General features: G+C 32.1%; 22 protein-coding genes. 17 read left to right on the top strand and 5 right to left on the bottom strand.

Annotation, left to right across the window (positions count from 1 at the left end):
* The first annotated feature begins 17 nt into the window (after positions 1-17).
* The 3 genes from IMX26_RS12260 (at position 18) to IMX26_RS12270 (ending at position 3,687) form a co-directional block, all read left to right on the top strand.
* Positions 18-2,183, top strand: a complete 2,166-nt coding sequence (locus IMX26_RS12260; protein WP_195158677.1) for an ATP-dependent RecD-like DNA helicase — start codon at positions 18-20, stop codon at positions 2,181-2,183.
* Positions 2,184-2,254: 71 nt separating this feature from the next.
* Complete coding sequence (locus IMX26_RS12265; protein ID WP_195158678.1) at positions 2,255-3,001, top strand: 5-oxoprolinase subunit PxpA; 747 nt, start codon at positions 2,255-2,257, stop codon at positions 2,999-3,001.
* Positions 3,002-3,024: 23 nt separating this feature from the next.
* The gene (locus IMX26_RS12270; protein ID WP_195158679.1) at positions 3,025-3,687 is read left to right on the top strand and encodes a hypothetical protein; all 663 of its coding nucleotides are present in this window, start codon (positions 3,025-3,027) and stop codon (positions 3,685-3,687) included.
* 134 nt (positions 3,688-3,821) lie between these two features.
* On the opposite strand, the gene IMX26_RS12275 is transcribed toward IMX26_RS12270, so the two are convergent.
* The 5 genes from IMX26_RS12275 to IMX26_RS12295 form a co-directional block, all read right to left on the bottom strand.
* Positions 3,822-5,345 (bottom strand): HAMP domain-containing sensor histidine kinase, encoded by a 1,524-nt coding sequence (locus IMX26_RS12275; protein ID WP_195158680.1) that lies wholly within the window; start codon positions 5,343-5,345, stop codon positions 3,822-3,824.
* Positions 5,320-6,021, bottom strand: coding sequence for a response regulator transcription factor (locus IMX26_RS12280; RefSeq protein WP_195158681.1), 702 nt, complete (start codon positions 6,019-6,021; stop codon positions 5,320-5,322). Before IMX26_RS12280 ends, IMX26_RS12275 begins: the two co-directional genes overlap by 26 nt.
* Before the next feature lie 206 nt (positions 6,022-6,227).
* Positions 6,228-6,677 carry a DUF4342 domain-containing protein gene (locus tag IMX26_RS12285; RefSeq protein WP_195158682.1) on the bottom strand — a complete coding sequence of 150 codons (450 nt, stop codon included), beginning with the start codon at positions 6,675-6,677 and terminating at the stop codon, positions 6,228-6,230.
* A gap of 26 nt (positions 6,678-6,703) precedes the next feature.
* Positions 6,704-7,246 (bottom strand): hypothetical protein, encoded by a 543-nt coding sequence (locus IMX26_RS12290; RefSeq protein WP_195158683.1) that lies wholly within the window; start codon positions 7,244-7,246, stop codon positions 6,704-6,706.
* Positions 7,247-7,266: 20 nt separating this feature from the next.
* Positions 7,267-7,659 carry a PspC domain-containing protein gene (locus IMX26_RS12295; RefSeq protein WP_195158684.1) on the bottom strand — a complete coding sequence of 131 codons (393 nt, stop codon included), beginning with the start codon at positions 7,657-7,659 and terminating at the stop codon, positions 7,267-7,269.
* Between the two features lie 384 nt (positions 7,660-8,043).
* Between IMX26_RS12295 and IMX26_RS12300 the strand changes: the two genes are divergently transcribed.
* The 14 genes from IMX26_RS12300 (at position 8,044) to IMX26_RS12365 (ending at position 22,555) form a co-directional block, all read left to right on the top strand.
* Positions 8,044-9,015 (top strand): M23 family metallopeptidase, encoded by a 972-nt coding sequence (locus IMX26_RS12300; protein ID WP_195158685.1) that lies wholly within the window; start codon positions 8,044-8,046, stop codon positions 9,013-9,015.
* Between the two features lie 12 nt (positions 9,016-9,027).
* The gene (locus IMX26_RS12305; protein WP_195158686.1) at positions 9,028-9,447 is read left to right on the top strand and encodes a polymer-forming cytoskeletal protein; all 420 of its coding nucleotides are present in this window, start codon (positions 9,028-9,030) and stop codon (positions 9,445-9,447) included.
* A 163-nt stretch (positions 9,448-9,610) separates the two neighbouring features.
* On the top strand, positions 9,611-10,669 hold the full coding sequence (locus tag IMX26_RS12310) for an MraY family glycosyltransferase (RefSeq protein WP_195158687.1): 1,059 nt from the start codon (positions 9,611-9,613) through the stop codon (positions 10,667-10,669).
* 288 nt (positions 10,670-10,957) lie between these two features.
* The gene (locus IMX26_RS12315) at positions 10,958-11,482 is read left to right on the top strand and encodes a GerMN domain-containing protein (RefSeq protein WP_195158688.1); all 525 of its coding nucleotides are present in this window, start codon (positions 10,958-10,960) and stop codon (positions 11,480-11,482) included.
* A 277-nt stretch (positions 11,483-11,759) separates the two neighbouring features.
* A complete protein-coding gene (locus tag IMX26_RS12320) occupies positions 11,760-12,140 on the top strand; it encodes a 4Fe-4S binding protein (RefSeq protein ID WP_195158689.1) in 381 nt (126 codons plus the stop codon).
* 14 nt (positions 12,141-12,154) lie between these two features.
* Complete coding sequence (locus tag IMX26_RS12325) at positions 12,155-14,320, top strand: aldehyde ferredoxin oxidoreductase C-terminal domain-containing protein (protein WP_207729282.1); 2,166 nt, start codon at positions 12,155-12,157, stop codon at positions 14,318-14,320.
* 495 nt (positions 14,321-14,815) lie between these two features.
* On the top strand, positions 14,816-16,126 hold the full coding sequence (locus IMX26_RS12330; RefSeq protein ID WP_195158690.1) for an L-serine ammonia-lyase, iron-sulfur-dependent, subunit alpha: 1,311 nt from the start codon (positions 14,816-14,818) through the stop codon (positions 16,124-16,126).
* Positions 16,127-16,393: 267 nt separating this feature from the next.
* On the top strand, positions 16,394-17,110 hold the full coding sequence (locus IMX26_RS12335; protein WP_195158691.1) for a ZIP family metal transporter: 717 nt from the start codon (positions 16,394-16,396) through the stop codon (positions 17,108-17,110).
* Between the two features lie 35 nt (positions 17,111-17,145).
* On the top strand, positions 17,146-18,270 hold the full coding sequence (locus IMX26_RS12340; protein WP_195158692.1) for an RtcB family protein: 1,125 nt from the start codon (positions 17,146-17,148) through the stop codon (positions 18,268-18,270).
* A 123-nt stretch (positions 18,271-18,393) separates the two neighbouring features.
* Entirely contained in the window at positions 18,394-18,933 is a 540-nt protein-coding gene (locus IMX26_RS12345) for a hypothetical protein (RefSeq protein WP_195158693.1), read from the top strand.
* A gap of 12 nt (positions 18,934-18,945) precedes the next feature.
* Positions 18,946-19,461, top strand: a complete 516-nt coding sequence (locus IMX26_RS12350) for a hypothetical protein (protein WP_195158694.1) — start codon at positions 18,946-18,948, stop codon at positions 19,459-19,461.
* A 114-nt stretch (positions 19,462-19,575) separates the two neighbouring features.
* Positions 19,576-19,839 (top strand): thioredoxin family protein, encoded by a 264-nt coding sequence (locus IMX26_RS12355; protein ID WP_195158695.1) that lies wholly within the window; start codon positions 19,576-19,578, stop codon positions 19,837-19,839.
* A 131-nt stretch (positions 19,840-19,970) separates the two neighbouring features.
* Complete coding sequence (locus tag IMX26_RS12360; protein WP_195158696.1) at positions 19,971-21,899, top strand: S9 family peptidase; 1,929 nt, start codon at positions 19,971-19,973, stop codon at positions 21,897-21,899.
* A 245-nt stretch (positions 21,900-22,144) separates the two neighbouring features.
* Positions 22,145-22,555: an Rrf2 family transcriptional regulator gene (locus IMX26_RS12365; RefSeq protein WP_195158697.1), complete on the top strand. Its 411-nt coding sequence runs from the start codon at positions 22,145-22,147 to the stop codon at positions 22,553-22,555.
* Positions 22,556-22,559 lie beyond the last annotated feature (4 nt).

Raw genomic sequence — 22,559 nt, forward strand, 5'->3', positions numbered from 1 at the left:
TAAGTGAGGTGATTTTAATGATTGAGTTAACTGGTATTGTAACAAGGTTTACCTATAGAGATGAAGCAATGGGATACACAGTTGCTCAGTTTGAGCCTTTAAACAGTAATGAAAAAATAAAAATTACAGGGCAGTTTCCTGTGTTAGAGGTTGGTGAAACCATAACTGTTTATGGAGAATGGTTTATACACCCCAAACACGGTAAACAGCTTAAGGTTAATAGGTATAAGGCTGTAATTCCTTTAAATAAAAAGGGACTAAAGAGCTACTTAGCTAGTAGATCGTTTGATGGAATAGGGCCCAAAATGGCTGAAAAATTAGTAGACCATTTTGGGGTTGAAGTTATTGAAATTATCAAGAATAACCCCCAAAAACTACTTGAGGTAGATGGCTTAGGTAAAAGTAAAGTAGATGCTATTATAGCTGGTATGGCTAATGCCGAAAACCACGAGGCAATGATATTTTTACAAGGTTTAGGATTAACCCCCGGTTATGCCGGTAAGGTAATAAGGCACTACGGTGATGAAACCGTAATTACCATACGTAATAACCCCTACATACTTACTAAGGATGTGCATGGAATAGGGTTTAAAACTGCTGATAAATTGGCCAGAGCCAATGGCTTAGCCACAGACCACCCCGAGCGATTAGTTGCTGGTATAAAATACTTATTGCAGCAAAATAGCGATGAAGGGCATTGCTATATACCCCTCGAAATCTTAAACGAAGAAGCAAGTAAGCTACTAGAAGTAGCTAAGCAAAAGTTTGCTTTACCAATTCAAACCCTCTGCCTTCAAAAAGATATTATAATAGATAAAAAATTTAATAATGCCGTTTATTTAGCCCCATTGTATTATGCAGAATGTGGGGTTGCTAAAAATATAACCAGAATATCCCAGTGGCAAAACTTAGTTAAAAGTAATGTAACTGAGGAGATTAATTTATACGAAAAAACTCAGGCAATTAAGCTGGCTAAAAAGCAAAAAAGTGCTGTTAGTAAGGCTTTAAAAAACGGTGTAACAGTTATAACTGGTGGACCTGGTACAGGTAAAACTACAATTGTTAAGTGTATAATTACCCTATTTGAGCAGCTAGGTAAACAGGTAAGTTTAGCTGCCCCAACTGGCAGAGCTGCCCAGCGGTTAGGCGAAACAACAGGTAAGTCTGCAAAAACGATTCATAGATTATTAGAGTATAGCTTTGATGAAAATAAGGGCATGGGCTTTGCTCGCAATGCTCAAAACCCTTTAACGACCGATGTTTTAATAGTAGACGAAGCCTCTATGGTAGATACTTTATTAATGTACAATTTATTAATAGCTATACCACCTGCCTGTCAGCTGATTTTTGTGGGTGATGTAGACCAGCTTCCATCAGTAGGTGCGGGTAATGTTTTAAGAGATATTATAGAATCTAAAGCTGTAGAAGTAGAGCGACTAACCACAATATTTAGACAGGCCGAAAAAAGCCTAATAGTTGTAAATGCTCACCGTATTAATGATGGAATGTTTCCGGTTTTAACCGAAAAAGATAAAGACTTTTTTTATGTGCCTAGAGCAGAACCCGAGGCTATTGTAAAAACTATTATGGGTCTATGTAAAAAAAGGCTGCCCCAATATGGTGATTATCACCCTATAAATGATATACAGGTGCTGTCTCCCATGAGGAGAACAGTAACTGGGGTAGATAACCTTAACTTATTATTACAGCAAGCTCTTAACCCCCATGGTAATAGTAAAGTGAGCCTTAAAAGAGGCAATATGGTTTGGCGTGAGGGTGATAAAATAATGCAAATAAAAAATAATTATCGTAAAAATGTGTATAATGGCGATGTAGGTAGAATTATAGAAATAAATAACGATAGTAAAAGCCTACATGTTAAATATATAAACTTAAGATATGAGCGAGTTGTTGAATATAAATATGAAGAATTAAATCAGTTGGTTTTAGCCTATGCTGTATCAATACATAAAAGCCAGGGCAGTGAATACCCTGTGGTTATTATGCCAGTAACAACTCAGCATTATTTAATGCTGCAAAGAAACCTATTTTATACAGGTATAACCAGAGCCAAAAAACTAGTTGTTTTAGTGGGTACTAAAAAGGCTTTGGCTATTGCAGTAAAAAATAATAAAGTAGTAGAACGTTATACAGCACTAAGTGCAAGATTAATAAATAACTAAGTTAAGCAAATAAAACATATATTTCAGCTTAACAATTGAGCTAGTTAAAAATAGAGAAAGGTGTTTTAAAAATGAGCAAATTTAAAATTGATTTAAACGCTGACTTGGGTGAAGGAGCAGGTTTTGATTCCGAGTTAATTCCCCTACTGAGTTCTGCTAATATTGCCTGTGGTTTTCATGCCGGAAACCCTCATTTAATTAGCAAAAGTGTTGAATTATGCGTAAACCATAATGTTCATATAGGGGCTCATCCTTCTTTTCCAGATATGTGGGGTTTTGGCAGACGCGAAATGAAGTGTAGTAGTGCAGAGATTATAGATTATATGTTATACCAAATAGGGGCAGTAGATGCATTTTGTAAAGCAAATAATGTTAAGCTTTACCATGTAAAACCCCATGGTGCTATTTATAATATGGCAAGTAAAGATAAAGACATTGCCTTAGCTATTGCCAAATCAATTAAAATGTACGATAGCAGTCTTAAAGTATTTACCCAACCAGGGTCTATGTTGGCTTTAGCTAGTGCAGACTTAGGGTTAAAAGTAGTAGGTGAGGTATTTGCTGATAGAGCCTATAATAACGATGGCAGCCTGGTATCACGTAAACTACCTAAGTCTGTTTTACACGATGAATCAGAGGTTTTGGCTAGAACCCTTAAAATGGTTTGTGATAAACAGGTTGTTACCTATACTAACGAGATATTAAATATTGAAGCAAACACAGTTTGTTTACATGGCGATAATCCTTCAGCTATAGATTTAGCAAAGGCTATAAAAAAAGGTCTAAAGAGCGCTGGTGTAGAAATAGTTGCTCCATAATAAGATATAAGGAAGTGTGGTTTTTGAATAATAACACTAAATTTTTAACGTTTTTTTCATTAGGAGGATATTTTTTAATACAACTAGTTACCAAATCAATAGGGGCACCCTTTAGTATAATTAGGTCATTTTTTGTTAATCAATTTTTTAACCTAAGTATTAACTTAGATGTTGCAGCAGCCAGAACATCAACTCTTAATACAGTGTTTTATATTGTTATTGTATGGTTTTTCTTATTTACAATAAAGCGCAATAGAGATAAGGGTAAAGCTAATGCACTAAAAATGTTGTTATACGTTATCTTATCTTTAGTGACATTTTTAGTTATTGATTTATTAATTACTTATATAGCAAGCCTAATTTTAAAGTCGGGAGCCATTACTGCCTATGACATAAGTATTAACTTGCTACTTATGATATCAGGAATTTTATACATGATAAGCTTAGTAGCTATTGTTAATGAAGGTAAACTAACCTTTGGCTCAATAACAAGATTGTTTAAACTAAAAGGCTTTACTGTTAGCTTAGTAGTCGCCACATTACTAAGGATAATCCCCCAAGTACTACCCTTTATACTTAAACAAATAAATACAAATCAATACTATACAGGTATAGCAGTACCTCTAATAATATCATTTGTATTTATGATACTAATTAAGCCAACACTACAAGAAAATATTTTTTAACAGTAAAGGTAGCTCAATTTTAGGGCTACCTTTTATAATTATTAAAAAATGGGGTCAGGCTTTAAAAAATAAATAACTCTGTAATAAGTTTACGTTTAAAGCCTTGTTTACTGCGTACTACTACAACTAGTATATTATTTTTTACTAACTTGATTTTTACTATTAGTTGGTGACTTTAGCACAGCCTCTTTTGGTAAAAATATTGTAAACTTAGAGCCAACATCTATTTCACTCTCTACCAAAATGCGCCCTCCATGCTGCTCTACAATTATTTTAGCTATCGATAAACCCAAGCCAGTTCCACCGGTACTTTCTTTTTCTTTGTATTTGGTTCTTGATTTATCTGCTCTGTAAAAACGGTCAAAAATATGGGGTAAATCCTCTTGGCTTATTCCAATGCCAGTATCACATATCATAAATATGTTATGTTTTTCCGAACATTTTAGGTCAACCTGCACAATTCCTTTAGTGGGGGTATACTTCAAACTATTATCTATTAGTATTCTAAAAGCCTGTTTTAATTTGTCGGCACTGCCTCGTTGAATTAAGTTTGGTTTAATATCATGAAGTACGGTATGCTCTTTATCGATTAAATTAGTATCTCTTATTATTTCATTAGCTAAATCAGAGATGCAGAAGTATTCAAAGTCCATTTTTAAGGTTCCTCTATCTTTACGAGCAATAAATAGTAAACTCTCTACGAGGCTTTGCATGCTATCTGTTTCACTAACAATGGCTTGAATGCTTTCATTTAACACTTCGGGGTCATCTTTACCCCAGCGCTGTATTAAAGAGGCATAACCTTTTATAACAGCAATGGGTGTTCTGAGTTCATGTGAGGCATCAGAAACAAACTGTTTCTCTCGCTCATAACTATGAGCTATTCCATCTAACATAACATTAAAGGTATGAGCAAGGTCTTTTAGTTCATCTTTGGTACCCCTAATATCTAACCTGGTAGATAGGTTTTTAGCAGATATTTGGCGAACCTTAGCAGTCATTGTATGAATAGGATCTAGGTGTTTTGTCGCCATCTTACTAGCAGACATAACTGTACTTAAATATATTATGATTAAAGCTATTATAGTTGGAGTTAGTATTATTTTGTATAAAGATGAGGCACTAAGTAAGGATTTTTTTAAGACAATTTTGTATACATCACCATGGATATTTTTTTTACTAGTAGTATAGTAAATATCTTCAAAATTATGTCCATTCCACCATCGATAGGTATTTTTAAAAACAGTCTCATTGTATTTTTGGGCTTCATCATCTGGAAAACTGTATAGTTTTTGATATTCGTTGGTATAAACATATAAGCTTATATTATTATTTTTAACTGTATTAGTAATTACACTAGAGTCATAGTTTAAGCCTTGGTTAAACAAAAATTCTATATTTTTAGAGGAACTATCAAATATATTATTATAGGCACTATAAACAATATAACAGGATCCAAAATAAACAAAGGCACTAATGGTTACTAATATAATAGCTATTCTTAGGGCATAGCCTAGGGTTAGTTTAAAACGAATATTAAACCTTAACAATGAAATAAAATGGTCAAAAGCACTGTTTTGATTATTATTTTTTTGTTTAGGTTTTTTAGCAGGCTTTTTGGGTTTTGTTTTTTTAGTTTTGAGATTTTGCCTTTTCATTTCTAAATGAGTAACCTACCCCTCGTACTGTGTGTATGCAGTTAGTGTTGTAAACATCATCAATTTTACTTCTTAAATAACGGATATATACATCTACAATTTTGTGACCTCCAAAATAGTCTTCTCCCCAAACTGCATCTAAAATTTGGTCTCTAGTTAGCGCAATATTTTTATTTGAGGCTAAGTAATATAAGAGGTCGAACTCTGTTCTGGTTAGTTCAATTACCTCATTATTAAAAGTTACAGTATGCTCCGCTGTGTTTATTTTTAGCTTGCCACACACAATTAAACTTGATTTATTGCTGGCATTTTGAGAACTCATTCTTCTATTAAGTACTCTTATACGAGCTAGCAGTTCTTCGATAGCAAATGGTTTAGTTATATAGTCGTCTGCGCCTAAATCTAATCCCATAACTTTATCCATGGTATCATCACGGGCAGTTAACATAATTATTGGCACCTGTTTATGTTGTCTAACCCTGCGGCATATTTCTAGCCCATTTAGCCCCGGCAGCATTAGGTCTAAAATAATAAGATCGTGTTCATTATCTAGAGCTTCATTTAATCCCTGTCTGCCATCGTGTACAGACTTAGTTACATATCCTTCATGTTTTAGCTCAAGCTCAATAAATCTTGCAATTTTTATATCGTCTTCAATAATCAATATTCTATTCATTACTACACCTCATTAATACGTACTATGGTTATTATAACTGAAAAATAAGAATGTTTTAAATAAAACCATAATAGCTTTTCGTAAAGCTGTTAAATCAAACTAAGGGTCGCATAACATAGCGACCCTCAGTTATATATAAAAGGTGAACTTTGCATTACCAAAAGTTAACTTTTTAACAGCAAACTTTATAGTAATTATTAAGATTTTTATTTTTGAACTGAAATTTGGCTTGTTATATTGTTATCTGTGCAAGTTTCATTACAGTTTTCATCCACCTTAACAGCTTTATTCTTAATGTCAATTTTATGTCCTGTAACAAGGCCTAGTGCAATAAGTGGTACAGCTACTGGAAAAGCAATAACACCAGCAATTCCAGCCACTGTTAATGGTAGGTCTACAACCTTACGTTCTTCATTACTAACTACAAATCTTTTTTGATGAGTTTCGCTAATAAAGTTCTGAATGTTATCTACGGTACTTGGTTCGTTATTACCAGTTTGATGTTGATAACATGGTTTAGTTTTTTCGGTTTTTTCTAAATAAACCAGAGCCTCTATCACACTACCATTATGTTGTTGTAGAAGCTCATAAGCCTCTTTATAGCCAATATTGGCTCTTTCCATTAGTAAATCTACTTTTTCAATATTTATAGACATAATAACCCTCCTTTTACTATTATTAATTATTGTTGGTTATTGTTATTGTTATTGTATTGGTGCTGTTGATTGCTTGTTTGGTTGTTAGAATCTTTGGTTATATCCATAACCTCGTCTATTGTAAAGTTAATGCCATTATTTCGCTTAATAGAAATACTATGACCAGTAATAGCTACTCCAATTAACACAAACACTGAAAACGGAAGTGTAAATAAGATTAATGGTATAGCAATGGTAAGTGGTAAATTAATAATACTACTGCCTCTTTTGCTAATAGCTAAATAAGTTGTGTGTAGTTTTTTTAGCCACTTCATAGCTGTGTCTTTATGTCTGCTATAATCCTGTCTTTGCTGATAATGTCTTTGTTTATGTTGTTTTTGCTGGTATTGATAGTTACTATTAGTATTGTTATTAATGTTACTAACTTTTAGCGTTTTATTATTATTTTCTAAGCTAATTAAAGCCTCTACAACATTGCCATCAAATTTCTCTAAAATCTCTTGGGCTTCACTGTATGATATATTTGTTCTTTCTCTTAATAAATCTATTTTATCAATTGTTACAGACATAATTATGTCCTCCTTGTATTTTAATATTTATTATTGCTTTTGCCTTTTGTTATCAACCAGTAACCAATAAAAAGAAGTAAAACTGGCCATAAATATTGTTTAAATGGTATATAAGGTAAATATCTTTTAAATATCATTGAAGATGCAAAAATCACTAATCCCCAACCTAAAAGATATTTTTTATCTCCCGAGTGAGCGCTTTTTAACATTGGATCGCCATTATGATGATAAGCTGATTCTTCGGGTAGAATTATCCAAGCTATTAAATAAAATATAAAGCCACCACCCCAAAATACTAATAATAGTGTTACTAACCTAACTAGAGTAACATCAATGCCAAAATACTCAGCAACACCCGCACATACGCCACCTAGTCTTTTATTAGACCGTGAGCGATATAGTTGAGTTGCCATAAAAACCACTTCCTATCTTTTATCTTGTTCTATATATTTTTCATTACTTAATTTGATACTTATATTTTACGTAGTTTAAGTAAAAACTCCGTATGAAAAAAGTTAGAATTTGGTTAAAACACGATTAGCAATTTTAAAAATAGATTTAATAATTACACTTTACTTGTTTAAGTATGGTAAAGATAATAGCGTAGTTGATTTTTTATTAATAATAAAGATATTATAGGAGTAATAAAGCTTGTTATATTTCCTGGGAAATATGTATAAAATTTTTGAATTTTTTTTAAACTTATCTTAAAGAAGTTAAATTAAGTAGCAGGATTTCAGTTTTGTTTATCGAATTAAATAGCTTGAGTAAATTAACATAGAAAAGGGGATATCTTATTGAGTAAAGATAAGAACGGCTTTGCCTTAATTATTGCTCCGTTCTCTGGAGACAAGCCTATATCAATTAATATTACATATGCTTCAATTAAAATAGCCCTAGTTGCGTTAGTTTGCTTTGTTATAACTCTATTTGTAGGCGTAAATAGTTACTTACAATATAAATCTTATGCAGATGATTATGAAAGAGTTTTGGCAGACAATAAGGTTCTGCAAGACCAAGTTTTAGAGTTTGCTGCGGTTACAGAGAGCTTAAAAGAGCAAGTTAACAATATGAAGAGTTTTGATAGTTCCATTAGAGACATGCTGGAAATGGATGCCAAAAATCCACAACCCCAATCTGCTGTTCCATATAAATCAAATACAAAAATTCTTACTACATCAAAAAATGAGATAACCACAGCTGCATCTGTATTTAATATTAATGCTAGCAGATATACATTAGGTAACAGAAGTGTTCTTTCTAGAACTTTATCTGAATTAGGCAAAAATCTTAATGTATTAACAAACCAGGTGCCAGTGCAAAGTGATAGCCTCGAAAATTTGGAGGAAGAGGTTGTTATTTATACAAAAACGCTAGCTGCTACTCCAGATATTTGGCCAGCTAGAGCAATAATAACATCACCTTTTGGCTACAGAAGGTCACCTTTTGGCATTGGTAGAGATTATCATTATGGAATAGATATAGGAGTAGGATACAATACCGCTATTAAATCAACTGCCCCAGGTACTATAATTACTGCTAAATATTCATATGGCTATGGGTATCATATAATAGTTAATCATGGAATGGGTTTTAAAACATTATATGCTCACCTAAGTAAGTTTAAAGTACAGGTTGGAGATAAAGTCGAAAAGGGCGATATAATTGCCTATTCTGGCAATAGTGGTAGAAGTACCGGTGCTCATTTGCATTATGAAGTTCGTTATAATAATCAGAGAAAAAATCCTATTAATTATTTACCTAAATAAGGAGAGTGTAAGATGTTTGGCAAAACTAATAATAGTAACGTAAGTTCGGATTATAAAGGCAAAACTGGTAAGATGGAAACAATTATAGGACCCCAAACAGAGTTTAACGGGGTACTAAAGTGTACTGGTGTTGTAAGGGTAGATGGCAGAGTTACTGGTAAAATTGTTGCCGAAAATTCTACTATTATAGTTGGAGCAGAGGGCTTTGTTGATGCAGGGGTTACCGCTAAGCATATGATTATTAGTGGTGAAGTACATGGTAATTTAGAGGTTCAAGGTACACTTGAATTGTTATCAACAGGTAAATTATATGGATACGTTACTGCACTAGGTTTACAAATTTCTGATGGGGCATTATTTAGAGGTAACTGTGATATGCTTAAAACAGAACCTAAAAAGGTTTTTAAGCCCGATAATGAAGTTGAAAAGTAAATGTTATATTTCAATATGTTGGTTTGATATGCAAAAAAGACTGCTGGTACTGTAGTCTTTTTTTTGATAGAATAGAAAGAGCAACGTTTTACAAAGAAATTTTAGATAGATATAGCGTAATTAGATAGGTAGATACTACAAGATTAGAAGGCAGGTAGTAAAAATGGCTAATAGCAATGTTTTTTTTGCTGGCTTAGTTTCCTTTATAATGGTACTTGTTTTAACTCCGTTTGTTAAAAAATTTGCCTTTAGGGTAGGGGCTGTTGATCATCCTAACAGTAGAAGAATAAATAAAGTACCAATTCCTTCATTAGGTGGATTAGGTATTATCATATCTTTTTTTATTGGGGTATTATTATTTGGAGAACTTAATAAAGAAATAATTTGGATTTTAACTGGGACAAGCATTATTGCACTTATGGGTTTATTAGATGATATTAAAGACTTATCTCCCTGGCTAAAGTTAATAATTCAGTTTGGAACTGCTGCATTAGTTGTAATAATGGGTGGAGTAAGAATTAACTTTATAAGATTACCATTTAGTTCAATCTATATTGGATTTGGTGTATTTGCAATACCTATTACAATGTTTTGGATTACTGGTGTTACAAATGCTTTAAATTTTATTGATGGTTTAGATGGACTAGCTGCAGGTACTGCAGGAATAGCCTCCACTACTTTATTAATAGTAGCAATGCAACAAAATACTTTAGCAATAGCAGTTTTATTAGCCGCTTTAGTTGGTAGCTGCTTAGGATTTTTAAAGTATAATTTTAACCCTGCTCAAATTTTTATGGGTGACACTGGGGCATTGCCACTAGGGTTTATATTGGCAACAGTTAGTGTTCATGGCTTAATGAAGAGTGCAACAACTATAGCAATTGCTGTTCCTGTTTTGGCATTGGGATTACCTTTATTTGATACTAGCATAGCCGTTGTAAGACGATTATTAAATGGTAAATCACCATTTCATGCTGATAGAGGACATTTACATCACAAGCTTTTGGATAGGGGATTAAGTCAAAAACAAGCTGTAGGCATTTTATATTCAATGAGTTTATTCTGTGGTTGTTTGGCTCTAGTATTGTATTCTGGCTTTAATACTTTGAGTCTTGTTGCCTTTGTATCTATATTAGGATTAATTTTGATTAGAGGTAATAAGTATCTTAATTTCAGTAAAAACGAAGTTGAAAGAGACAATAACCAAGAAATTAATAGTTAAGACTAAAATTGCATAATAAAAGTAAGGGGCTTTACATTATTGCAAATAATGTTTGCCCCTTTATTTGTATATTCATTAACTTATTTTAATTAAATATTTTAAGAGTAATATAACATACGGTATTTTTACTTATGGTAAGACAAAAAAATAAGCACCAGCACTTAGCAAGCTTAAAATAATTAAGAATCATTATAGTTTGGTTTATAAACAACTAATATAATGATTTTTATAAAATTATGGAATCTCCTAGAGTTATATAGCGTAAACCTTATAAGGGAGGGTTGTATTATGAATAAAAAGTGTTATAAATGGATTGCAATATGTCTTTTTGTGGTAGCTGGATTATGGCTAGGATTAAAAATGGCAAGTTATGAGCATATCTGTTTATATTATCCTGATTCTAATGGTGAATGGCTAGAGTGTGAGCAACGCAGAGTACTAAAAGTAGATAAAACACTAAAAGCAGATATGATAATGGAAGAACTCATTAAAGGACCCAACAAAGAAGGATTTTTTAACCCCATACCTGAGGGAACAGTTTTACTTCCTTTATATACTGAAAAACCAAAAATAAAAATAGAGAATGGTTTAGCAACGGTAAATTTATCATATGATTTCATTAAAAATCACCCGGGTGGAAGTACAGGTGAGATAATGACCTTAGGTGCAATTGTAAATTCTTTAACTGAATTAAAAGAAATAAGTGAAGTGCAATTATTAATTAATGGTGAAAAATATGACTCCCTAGCTGGCCATTTTAGTATACGAGAGCCCATGTCTCGTATGGAGGAACTAATAAAACCCAAAAAATAATAAATGCCTAATTTATTAAGGCTCAAGTAATCTCTTAAATTATTACTTAATGTGTAAATTTAAAAGTTACTTAGAGTCTTTTTTGTCTTATTTACACTACATGTGTAACAACTTATAAAAAGTAAATAAGTTAATTTAAGTTATTATTATAATTATAATAAAAATAATTATAATATATGTAATAATTAAACACTGTTTTGCTTTATTTATTTTTAAATTTATATTAAAATTAAAGAGTGTTTATTAAGATAAAGTCGCTAAAACGGAGGTGTAATTATTGCGTAAACTTAAAGTAGATAGCAGTAAATGTATTGGATGCGGACAATGTGAAATAGTTTGTTCAAAAGCCTTTTTTAAAGTAGAGGATGCCAAGAAGTCAGCTATTAGAGTTACTGAAGAGAATGGTGAAAATAAAATTACTGTATGTGTTCAGTGTGGAAAATGTATAGATATTTGCCCTGTTAATGCAATAAGCCAAGATAAAAATGGTGTAATACGTATTGATAAGAATAAATGCGTTGGATGTTTATCTTGTGTTGGTTTTTGTGATTACTTAGCTATGTATTATCATCATGATGAAGTTGTTCCTTTTAAATGCGTGGCTTGTGGCTTGTGTGCAAACTCATGTCCTACAGGGGCCCTAACACTAGAGAAATAGGAGGTGGAGTATTGGTGAATATAACAAAAATGGCGCAGGCTCATAATAACTTATGTAAATTTAGTTATGACTTAGGTAAAGTATGGCGTGGTTATACTGATCGCGTGTTACATGTTGACTTAACTAACAACAAGGTAAATGAAAAACAAGTTGAGCCCGAGATAAAAGAAAAATTTGTTGGTGGACGTGGATATGGTATGTGGTATTTATACCAGTCTACAAATGAAAACAGCAAGTGGAATAGCCCAGAAAATGAAATAGTTATTGCTGCTGGTCCTATTGCAGGTATTACTCAATATCCTGGTGCAGGTAAATCATATGTATGTACAATATCTCCCCTAACACATGCTCCTATTGATAGTAATGTGGGTGGTTATTTTGGACCTTATTTAAAGTTTGCAGGTTTTGATGCTTTAGAGCTTCAAGGTAAAGCTAAAGAAGATGTTGTTATTTACATTGATGGCAATAAAGGTACTGTATCTATTGATGAGGCTCCTCAGGAGCCACTAGATAGCCACATTTTAGCTGAAGTATTAACTGAAATGTATGCCTTAAATGAAGAAGATAAAAAACATATTTCTGTAGTATCTGCTGGTACTGCCGCAGATTACAGTAATTGGGGTATGTTGAATTTCTCTTTTTATGATCCAAGAAGAAAAATGGTTCGTTTAAAGCAAGCTGGTCGTGGTGGAATAGGTAGAGTATTTCGTGATAAAAAAGTTAAAGCTTTAATTGTAAAATATGAAGGATTAAAAGGCGACTCTAATAACCCTGCTGATCTTGGTTTAATTCAAGATGCTGGTGTTAAAGTTCATAAAGAAGTGCATGATTATGATGATGTTCAAAACCAAATGCGTAAACGTGGCACATCTTACTTAGTGTCTATTATGGATCACTTTGATATTTTACCCGTTAAAAACTTTAAATATGGTAGCCATCCAGATACCCCTAATATTGACGATAAAGTTTATAAGAAAAAATTCACTTTAAGTGATTGTGATGGTTGTTGGTTTGGCTGTACACTAGCTTGTGCCAAAGTAGTAGAAGGTTTTGAGCTAACAACTGGTCCCTATAAAGGACAAAAAGTTTTAGTAGATGGCCCAGAATATGAAACTATAGCAGGTGTGGGATCTAACTGTGGTATTTTTGATGCCGACTATATTATTGAAAATAACTTTTATTGTGATACCTATGGTATAGATACAATTTCATTTGGTACGGGCGTTGCCTATATAATGGAGTTATATGAGGCTGGTATTTTAACAGACGAGTTAACTGGTGGTTTAAATATAAGCTTTGGTAGAACAGATTCTGCTTTGGAGTTATTGCATCAAATAGCTCGCAATGAAAGCTTTGGTGCAATAGTAGGTCAAGGTATTCGTTACGTTAAAAACTGGCTCTTAACCGAAGTTGGTGGATTTACAGCGCAGCAACAGCAGTTTATAAAAGATGTTTGTATGGAATGTAAGGGTTTAGAGTATTCGGAGTATGTTCCTAAAGAGTCATTAGCTCAACAGGGTGGATATAGCTTAACAAATAAAGGGCCACAGCACGATGAGGCTTGGTTAATATTTGATGACATGATTCATAACCTTATGCCAACATTCGAAGACAAAGCAGAGGCTTTATATTATTTTCCATTGTTTAGAACCTGGTTCAGTTTAGTAGGATTGTGTAAACTTCCTTGGAATGATATAAAACCAGCTGATAATGCCGAAACAGAAAAGCCGTCTATGATTATTGGTCATGTACAAAACTACATTGATTTGTTTAATGGTGTTACAGGCCGTAATATAGACCTAGATGAGTTAGTAAAACAGTCTGCACGTGTTTATAATTTACAAAGAATCTTTAATCTACGTTGTGGTTTTGGTGTAAGAGAACATGATCAACCACCATACAGAGCCTTAGGTCCTGTAACAGTAGAAGAGTATGAGTCACGAGTAGAACGTTATGATACTCAACTTAAAGATAAATACGGGGTAGACCCAACTGGTAAAAGCACAGAAGAAAAAATAGCTTTAACACGTAAACTTCGTGATGAAGGTTATCAAGCTTTATGTGACGCAGTGTTTAAACGCCGAGGTTGGACAATGCAAGGTATTCCAAAGATTGAAACATTAGAGGAATTAGGTATTGCCTATGCTAATCTGGTGAGTTTAATCAAGCCACACCAGTAAAATCTTAAAAGATAACTGTTGGCTGTATACAAAAATAATTATTATCTAGCATAATTATATTCCCTATTTGGGTATTAAGGTGCTTTGGTTTTAATATACTTAAAAGGCTGTTTCACTACTAATGTGATCAGCCTTTTTAATAATTTCTTTTTGTTTTTTGGTTGCTTATGTGTATAGTGAATAAGCCCTTGCCCCCTATAGGGATATCTATTAACAATGATTTTGGTATATTTTATTACTTGCTAACTAGGTGTTAAAATAGCGTTATTATAAATAATGAATATATGGATATTTACCATAAAAAATTAATAATATTCCAATTAATACACGTATGTAGCAAAATATTAGCTCTCATTAGCTTAAAAAACTCTAAAATTATCTTAATTGGTAATTTATAATGTTGTATTTTTGTTAATTGTACAGGTACAAAATGATATATATATGTTATAATTATAGCGTTTTTAGAAAGCTATAATTAATATTGAGGGTGAGAATATGTGTTTAGAGAATACACTGTTAGAGCTGATAAAAAAACAGACAACCCCTGCTATGGGATGTACGGAGCCAGTTGCAGTATCATTAGCAACTGCTTATGCTGTTAATGCAGTAGGCGGAACTGTTAAAAAAGTTAAGGTTAAGACTGACCCTAATATATATAAGAACGGCATGGGTGTTTATGTTCCAAATACCGGTAAAATTGGTTTAGATGTTGCTGCCGCGATTGGTGCTGTTGGGGGTAACTCTCAGGTTGGCTTAGAGGTGCTAAAGGATATTAATCAAGAGCACATTAAGCTTATGAATAAATTAATTGACTCGGGTAATGTAGAGGTTAGTGTACTTGGTGAACCAGGCTTATTGCATATAATTGCTGAGGTGGAAACCGATAAGGGAACTGGTTTAGCTGAGATTGTTAAAACTCACGAGAATCTAATAAGGTTAGAAGCAAATGGTGAAGTTTTATTAAACAAAGACTATAATTTTTTAAGTGAAAGTAAAAAAGATGTTTGTGTATTAGATAAACACTGTATTGATGAAATAGTTGGTGTTATTGAGAGTTATAATGAGCAGGATTTAGCCTTTTTATTAGAGGGTGCTTTAATGAACTATAAAGTTGCTCAAAAAGGTTTAGAGTGTGATTGTGGATTAAGTGTAGGCGCTAATATGAAAGAGCTAATAGATAGTGGCAAGTTAGGTAAAGACTTGGCAAACATTACTTCTTTGTATACAGCCGCCGCCTCTGATGCTCGAATGAGGGGCTTATCTTTACCCGTTATGACTACAAACGGAAGTGGTAATCAAGGACTAACTGCCACTATTCCGGTATATGTTGCCGCAAAAGAGCTTGGCATAGATGGCATAAAACTTTTAAGGGCATTGGCGATAAGCCAAGCGTTAACTATTAAAGTAAAATCATCAATAGGTTTATTGTCTGCTTTATGTTCCTGTACCATTGCAGCTCCAATTGGATCTGCATCAGGTATCATTTATTTATTAGGTGGCGGCGCATTTGAGATGCAACAGCTTATTAGTAGCTTAACAGCAGATATTATTGGCGCTATTTGTGATGGTGCTAAACCAGGTTGTGCCTTAAAGGTTGCCAGCGGGGTCGCGACTGCTGTGAGACATGCCCTAATGATAATGAATGGTTTATGTGTTCCTTGCTCTAATGGTATAGTTGGTAGAACTGCCGAAGAGTGTATTGAAAATATTGGTGCAATTAGTAACCCTGGTATGATTAATACAGACAAAACAATATTAGATATTATGGTTCATAAAGGATTAAAAGATAAAAATAACGAGTGTTAGTTATAAAAATTAAGTAATTAAGAATATTGCTGTTATGTTTTAACATAGAGTTATTATAGAAATAACTAGTGAAAAATAACTCCTAAAATTTAGGTACTGAGGCATTTTTTTTGTGCAACAGTACCTTTTATTTTGAGCAATACTTTATACAATAGCTATATGACGTATGATATAATATTTTAGTAGGCTAATAAGTAATAATTATCAGTATTAATTGCAAAGATAATATACTTACTATTTAAAAAGAGCTTGCTTGAGGATGAAAAAATGAAAATACTAATTTTTAGTACGTTATCAGGATTGTCAACTGTAATAGGTGGTTTATTGGCCATTTGTTTTAAATCAAAACAAAGCAAAAACTATATTGCATTGATGTTAGGTTTGGCATCTGGGGTTATGGCATCGGTAGTTTTACTAGATTTATTACCAGAAGCAATAGCATATACTAATACTATTGGAGTTATTGCAGGGTTTGCTATAGGTATTTTAATTATGGTAACGCTTGAGTACCTCGTGCCTCATTTGCACAAGAGTCCAAAAGTTTGTGATTCTAACGAGTATTTAAAAATGGGTTTGTTTGTGGCATTGGGTATAGCCCTTCATAACCTACCAGAGGGTTTAGCAATTGGGGCTGGTTATCAGGCAGCACCAGAGCTAGGAGCAGTAATTGCACTTGCCATTGCCTTACACAATATTCCAGAGGGTTTGGGTTTATCTGTGCCACTATGTGTTGGTGGAATGAAACCCTTAAAGGTGTTATTTATATGTTTACTTGCAGGTATATTTACGCCTATAGGTACAATAATAGGTATGCTATTATTTACAATTAGCGAGTCCTTTATAGGTATATCATTAGCTACAGCGGCTGGAGCAATGACATATATAGTTGTTGATGAGCTTATTCCACAGGCCTGGCAACAAACTAAGTTATATACTGCTTTAGGTTTGGTTATTGGTATTTTGGTGGCATATTTAGCCCATTAATAGATTTTAACGGTATTTAAGAGAGAATGAATTTAATGAAAATAATAAAAACATCGCACGATGAAGCAATCGTTTTTACAACAAAAATTGATGCCAAAGCACAGCAGCAAATTAGTACTTTTGTTAGTCAAAAAGCCTTTAAAGGCAGTCATGTTCGCATTATGCCCGATGTTCATGCTGGTGCTGGTTGTGTTATAGGTTTTACGGCCAAATTAATAGATAAAGTTGTACCTAATATAGTAGGGGTAGATATTGGCTGTGGTATGCAGGTAACTAATTTGGGTAAAATAGAAATTAACTTCAAAGAGCTTGATAGTTATATTAGAAAAAGCATTCCACATGGTTTTGCTGTAAATAAGAAACCAACCATAGAATGGCCAAAAGGCCTACAGCAGAGAGTTAAAGAGGTCTCAGAACGAATAGGATCTAGTTATGAGCGCGATTTAAAATCTGCAGGGACTTTGGGTGGCGGAAACCACTTTATTGAAATTGCTAAAGGTAAAGATAAAAATAAATATCTTGTTATTCATAGTGGAAGCCGTAATTTTGGTTTAAAAGTAGCTGAGTATCACCAAAAAAAAGCAAAACATATATGTGAAGGATTAACTAAAAACAATATTTTACCAAAAGAGTTGGCTTATTTAACAGGTGAAGACATGAGTAATTATTTGCATGATATGCAAGTAGCAATTGAGTTTGCTGACTTTAGCCGTAAGATAATGAGTAAAAAAATAGTTGGTTTTTTGCAACTTAACTATTCTGATTTAGATAAATTTACAACAATTCATAATTATATAAACCTCAAAGATAAAATTATTAGAAAAGGAGCAATATCGGCTCATAACAATGAAAAAGTTATTATTCCTTTAAATATGAGAGATGGTTCTTTAATAGCAATAGGCAAGGGTAATGAAAACTGGAATTATTCTGCCCCTCATGGAGCTGGACGGGTTTTATCTAGAAAAGCCGCCAAAGAAAAGCTCAGTTTAGATAAATTTAAACATGAAATGAGAAATGTTTTTACAACCTCTATTAGTAAAAAAACACTGGATGAGAGCCCTATGGCATATAAAGGAATTAATCAAATAACAGACTTTATAACAGAAACAATTCAAATAGTTGATCAAATAAAGCCAATATATAACTTTAAAGCTAATTAACAATGGATGTGTTTTTAAATAGGTGCTGTAGCTCAATTTTTGAGTTACAACTCCTTTTTACTTTAAAGACTATAAATGTATCTAAAATATGATATAGTTAAATTTAGTAAAGGTGGGGTTGCGGTGTTTAAATTAAATAACAAGTTAAAGATTAAGCTTTTTTATACTGTAATAATAATATTGATGATTATCATTGGCTCTAGTAATAATAAATATGTTGATATGTTACAAAAAAGCTATCAACAAAGCTATTATAGATTTGGATCTATAAAAATAATAACACAAAAATTTGATTTAAATAATGCTACCCAAAAAAACATTGAAACAACCTTATTAATTATAGAAAATCAATTGCAAATAGTAGACCATAGCTTTAACAAGTTAGCTGCTATTGTTAATAGAGATAGTAGTGGTTTAAAGAAGCACTTAGATTACATATGCAATAATTTAAAGCAAGCTTTATTAACTAAAGATACTAAAAAATTTAACTTTGTAAAAGAGTACATAAATCATACCAATTCTAATTTTTACATTTATGAAGTATTTTTTGATGAAAGCCTAGATGGTAGAGTTGAGCGTTTACCATTAATAAATAAAATACAATTTAATAAAGTATATAATCGTCTTTTAAAGAGTTTAGGCAGAATAAAAAAAGATTATTAGTGGGTGCTAATTATGAGTTATAAATTAAAAAAACTAGTTTGTATAATTGTAATTATTATTTTAATTCAAGTTATTTTTAGTTTACATTTTAAACAAGTCAGATTACAAAAACTGTATTTACACAATACCATAGCAGAAATTAATAATATCAGTATATTATTAAAAAATAAGGCTATAGCTAGTCAGGATATTAATTCATTTATCAATAAATCTTATGTGATTAAATTACTGTATGATATTAAGAGTAATTCAATGGAGGTATTTTGTATTAAAAATAAACTCTTCTCCAGTTACTATTTTACAATTATTAATAGACTTGTTGAAGAAATTAAGGAATATATAGATAACCCAACTGAAGAACATCTACAGTGGATAGTATTTAGTCTTAAACAGCTAAGAAAAGCATATGAAAATACATTAAGTTATGTTAAAAATTCAGTTGTTTTAGTACCCTTTTATGGTATAAATAAATTAAGTGAAAGGTTTGTAAAAGAAGTTCATCTTAATTTAAATAGTATCTTGGAATAATAAAAATTATTTATATTTAATATAAGAATATATTATAATGCGTATGGATTTTTAACTAAATATGTGTATAATATAAGTGTAATCTAAAGCTTTTACAGAAGGGTTTGATTTTAAGTGAAGCAAGTAACAATGTTTATGTTAAAGAACTGTCCCCATTGTCAACGAGCAATAAAAATAATGGATCAGCTGATGTTAAAAGAAGAGTTTAAAAATATTGAAATTAAAATGATAGATGAGCAAAAACATTCGGATATAGCAGATAGATATGATTATTATTACGTACCCACTTATTATATTGATGATAAAAAAGTACATGAAGGAGTACCTACTAAAGAAAAATTACAGCTTGTATTAGAACAAGCAATTGCAAGTGAATAGTTGTTTAAAAGAGATTATTCTGACTTGAATAGTCTTTTTTTGCAGTGATGTCTCTTAAACAGTATTAAAAAGGCGATTTTACATAGTTAATTTATAAATGATTATATATATTTATTATTAGGGGAGAAAAAATGAAAAAATTATCAGTAAGAGATCATGAACTATATAAAAGTGTGTCTAATGCAAAATTCTTTAATAATGGTGCAAGTTTATTGTATAAAGTAACAAGAATGAGTTTAAAAGAGAATAAAAACATTGCTGATTTGTATGTGTATGATTTTAAAAAAGGACTCAGTAGCAAGCTAACTACTGATCAAAAAACAACAAACTATCTTAAGTACGATGAGCAAACAATTTTAGTACAACGAAAAGATAGTGATAAAACTTATGTAAATAAAATTGATATTGCTACAGGTGAGGAAAGTGAATTTTTTGTTATTGATTATAAGGTAGAAAAGCTTTTAAAAATAACAGAAAAAGTCTTTATTTTTTCAACAAAATATAACACTTTATATGATAGAACTGAGTTTAAGGTTGAAAATTATGATGATGGCACTCCTAAGAGTGCGCTACTAGCTGATTATTATTTTTTTGATGATGTTAAGTTTAGAAATAATGGAGAAGGCATTATAAATGGTATAAGAACAAGGCTTTACCTGTACGATGTAAACAGTGCTACTTCAACTCTTATTAGTAATGCTAATATGAATGTAGGTACTTTTGATTTCAATAACGAGCAGATTGTGTTCTCGAAAGTAGATACCAATAATCCTATGGCTTCAACAATGAGTTTATACAAATACAATATAAACACTAAACAAACTGAAAGTATCTTAAATAGTGGCACATATAACATAAGTAGCCTGCACTGTTTACCTAGTGGAGTTATTTTTACTGGGTACGACCTAAGGCATACACACGCACGTGAAAATGCTCAGCTGTATAGATTAAAAGATGGTACAGTAAAAAATATTTATCACAATACTATGGATATTAATAAGAGTGGTGGTTCAGATACCAAGCTTGCTACTGGTACAAAGTATTTAAAAGCAGATAATAAGCTATATTTAACTTTATGTGATAATTCTATTGAGTGTTTAGCAAGTATAGATATAGATGGTAATATTGAATATCTTACAACCGGTTTTGATTGTATTACTGGCTTTGATATTTATAACAATAAAATAATATTAGAGCAAATAACAGATATTTGTTTGTCAGAAATATATTTATATAATACAAAGGCAATACAGTTAACTAATCATAACAATTACTTAGCAGAAAAAGCAATTTCACCAATAGAGGTCATTAAGTTTAATAGTAATGGTCATGAAATAAAAGGCTACGTAATTAAGCCAACTAACTTTAACAAGAATAAAAAATACCCAGGGGTTTTGTTCATGCATGGAGGCCCCAGGGGTTTATATGGCAAAGTTTATCAGCACAGAATGCAGGTTTTAGCTAATGAAGGTTATTTTTGCTTCTTTACAAATCCCCATGGTAGCGCCAGCAGAGGCAATGAGTTTTCTAGTATATTTGGTAAACATGGAGAAATTGACTATGAAGATTTAATGGTGTTTACAGATAAAGTTTTAGAGCAGTATTCGCAGCTAGATGCCGATAAGCTTGGGGTAACAGGGCACTCATATGGTGGTATTATGACCAATCACATTATTACTAAAACCAATAGATTTAAAGCTGCAGTATCTAGTGCATCATTATCTAATTTTACTACTAAAGCTTTTGGCACAGATAATGGGCTAGGTTGTTCTATGCAGGTATATGGTGATCCTATTGAAAACCCTGAGTGGACTTGGAATCACTCACCTCTTAAACACAGTAAAAATGTGACAACACCAACCTTATTTTTGCATAGTGATGAGGATTATAGGTGTTTATACATTGAGGCTGTTCAACTGTACACAGCCTTAAAAAGATACGGTGTTGATACAGCTATGTATTTGTTTAAAGGAGAAGCCCATAGTTTAAAAAAACCCCGTAATAAAGTTAAGTGGTTAGAGGTATTGCTTAGTTGGTTTAATAAGTATCTAAAAGATTAAAAATGAAGAGGCTATGGCACAAGCAAATTAAGTTAGTGCCATAGCCCTAAATTATTAGATAAAAGTTGCTATTTGTACCATAACAAATTATTATAAATTGTTCATTTTTAATGCCCTTTAAATATTGACATTGGCTATACAAAACAATTATAATACTACTAAAGCATAGTTAATTAGTCGGGATTATTTTTTTTGAATCTAATTCATACTAAACCGATATGAATTAACGGTATTGGAGTGATTCAATGAAGTTATCTACAAGAGGACAATATGCTACAAGGGCGATGCTACAATTGGCTCTAAACAGTGGAGGTTTACCTCTACCAATTAGGGAGATAGCAGTTTTAGAAGGTATATCAGAACAATATTTAGAACAGATTTTTAGGGATTTGAAAAAAGCAGGTTTAGTAGAAAGCGTAAGGGGTGCCCATGGAGGTTACTTATTGCGGTATTCTAATGAAAAGATATCTGTAGGAGATATTATAAGAGCTGTAGAAGGACCAATTGCCCCAGTTAGTTGTTTATCATCTAATGAGGCATGTGGAAGATCTGGTCAGTGCGTAACCCGTAAGGTTTGGTCTAAACTTCATGATAGTATGTTAAATGTTCTTAACGAAACTACATTAGCAAACATGGTAGAAATGGCCAATGAATAGGAGT

The sequence above is a fragment of the Clostridium sp. 'deep sea' genome (assembly GCF_014931565.1).
Classification (GTDB): Bacteria; Bacillota; UBA994; order PWPR01; family PWPR01.

Bases quoted from the DNA above. Each gene is read 5' to 3' on its own strand.
- IMX26_RS12260 (WP_195158677.1), top strand. From the start codon at position 18: ATGATTGAGTTAACTGGTATTGTAACAAGGTTTACCTATAGAGATGAA.
- IMX26_RS12265 (WP_195158678.1), top strand. From the start codon at position 2,255: ATGAGCAAATTTAAAATTGATTTAAACGCTGACTTGGGTGAAGGAGCA.
- IMX26_RS12275 (WP_195158680.1), bottom strand. From the start codon at position 5,345: ATGAAAAGGCAAAATCTCAAAACTAAAAAAACAAAACCCAAAAAGCCT.
- IMX26_RS12280 (WP_195158681.1), bottom strand. From the start codon at position 6,021: ATGAATAGAATATTGATTATTGAAGACGATATAAAAATTGCAAGATTT.
- IMX26_RS12285 (WP_195158682.1), bottom strand. From the start codon at position 6,677: ATGTCTATAAATATTGAAAAAGTAGATTTACTAATGGAAAGAGCCAAT.
- IMX26_RS12290 (WP_195158683.1), bottom strand. From the start codon at position 7,246: ATGTCTGTAACAATTGATAAAATAGATTTATTAAGAGAAAGAACAAAT.
- IMX26_RS12295 (WP_195158684.1), bottom strand. From the start codon at position 7,659: ATGGCAACTCAACTATATCGCTCACGGTCTAATAAAAGACTAGGTGGC.
- IMX26_RS12305 (WP_195158686.1), top strand. From the start codon at position 9,028: ATGTTTGGCAAAACTAATAATAGTAACGTAAGTTCGGATTATAAAGGC.
- IMX26_RS12310 (WP_195158687.1), top strand. From the start codon at position 9,611: ATGGCTAATAGCAATGTTTTTTTTGCTGGCTTAGTTTCCTTTATAATG.
- IMX26_RS12315 (WP_195158688.1), top strand. From the start codon at position 10,958: ATGAATAAAAAGTGTTATAAATGGATTGCAATATGTCTTTTTGTGGTA.
- IMX26_RS12330 (WP_195158690.1), top strand. From the start codon at position 14,816: ATGTGTTTAGAGAATACACTGTTAGAGCTGATAAAAAAACAGACAACC.
- IMX26_RS12335 (WP_195158691.1), top strand. From the start codon at position 16,394: ATGAAAATACTAATTTTTAGTACGTTATCAGGATTGTCAACTGTAATA.
- IMX26_RS12340 (WP_195158692.1), top strand. From the start codon at position 17,146: ATGAAAATAATAAAAACATCGCACGATGAAGCAATCGTTTTTACAACA.
- IMX26_RS12350 (WP_195158694.1), top strand. From the start codon at position 18,946: ATGAGTTATAAATTAAAAAAACTAGTTTGTATAATTGTAATTATTATT.
- IMX26_RS12360 (WP_195158696.1), top strand. From the start codon at position 19,971: ATGAAAAAATTATCAGTAAGAGATCATGAACTATATAAAAGTGTGTCT.
- IMX26_RS12365 (WP_195158697.1), top strand. From the start codon at position 22,145: ATGAAGTTATCTACAAGAGGACAATATGCTACAAGGGCGATGCTACAA.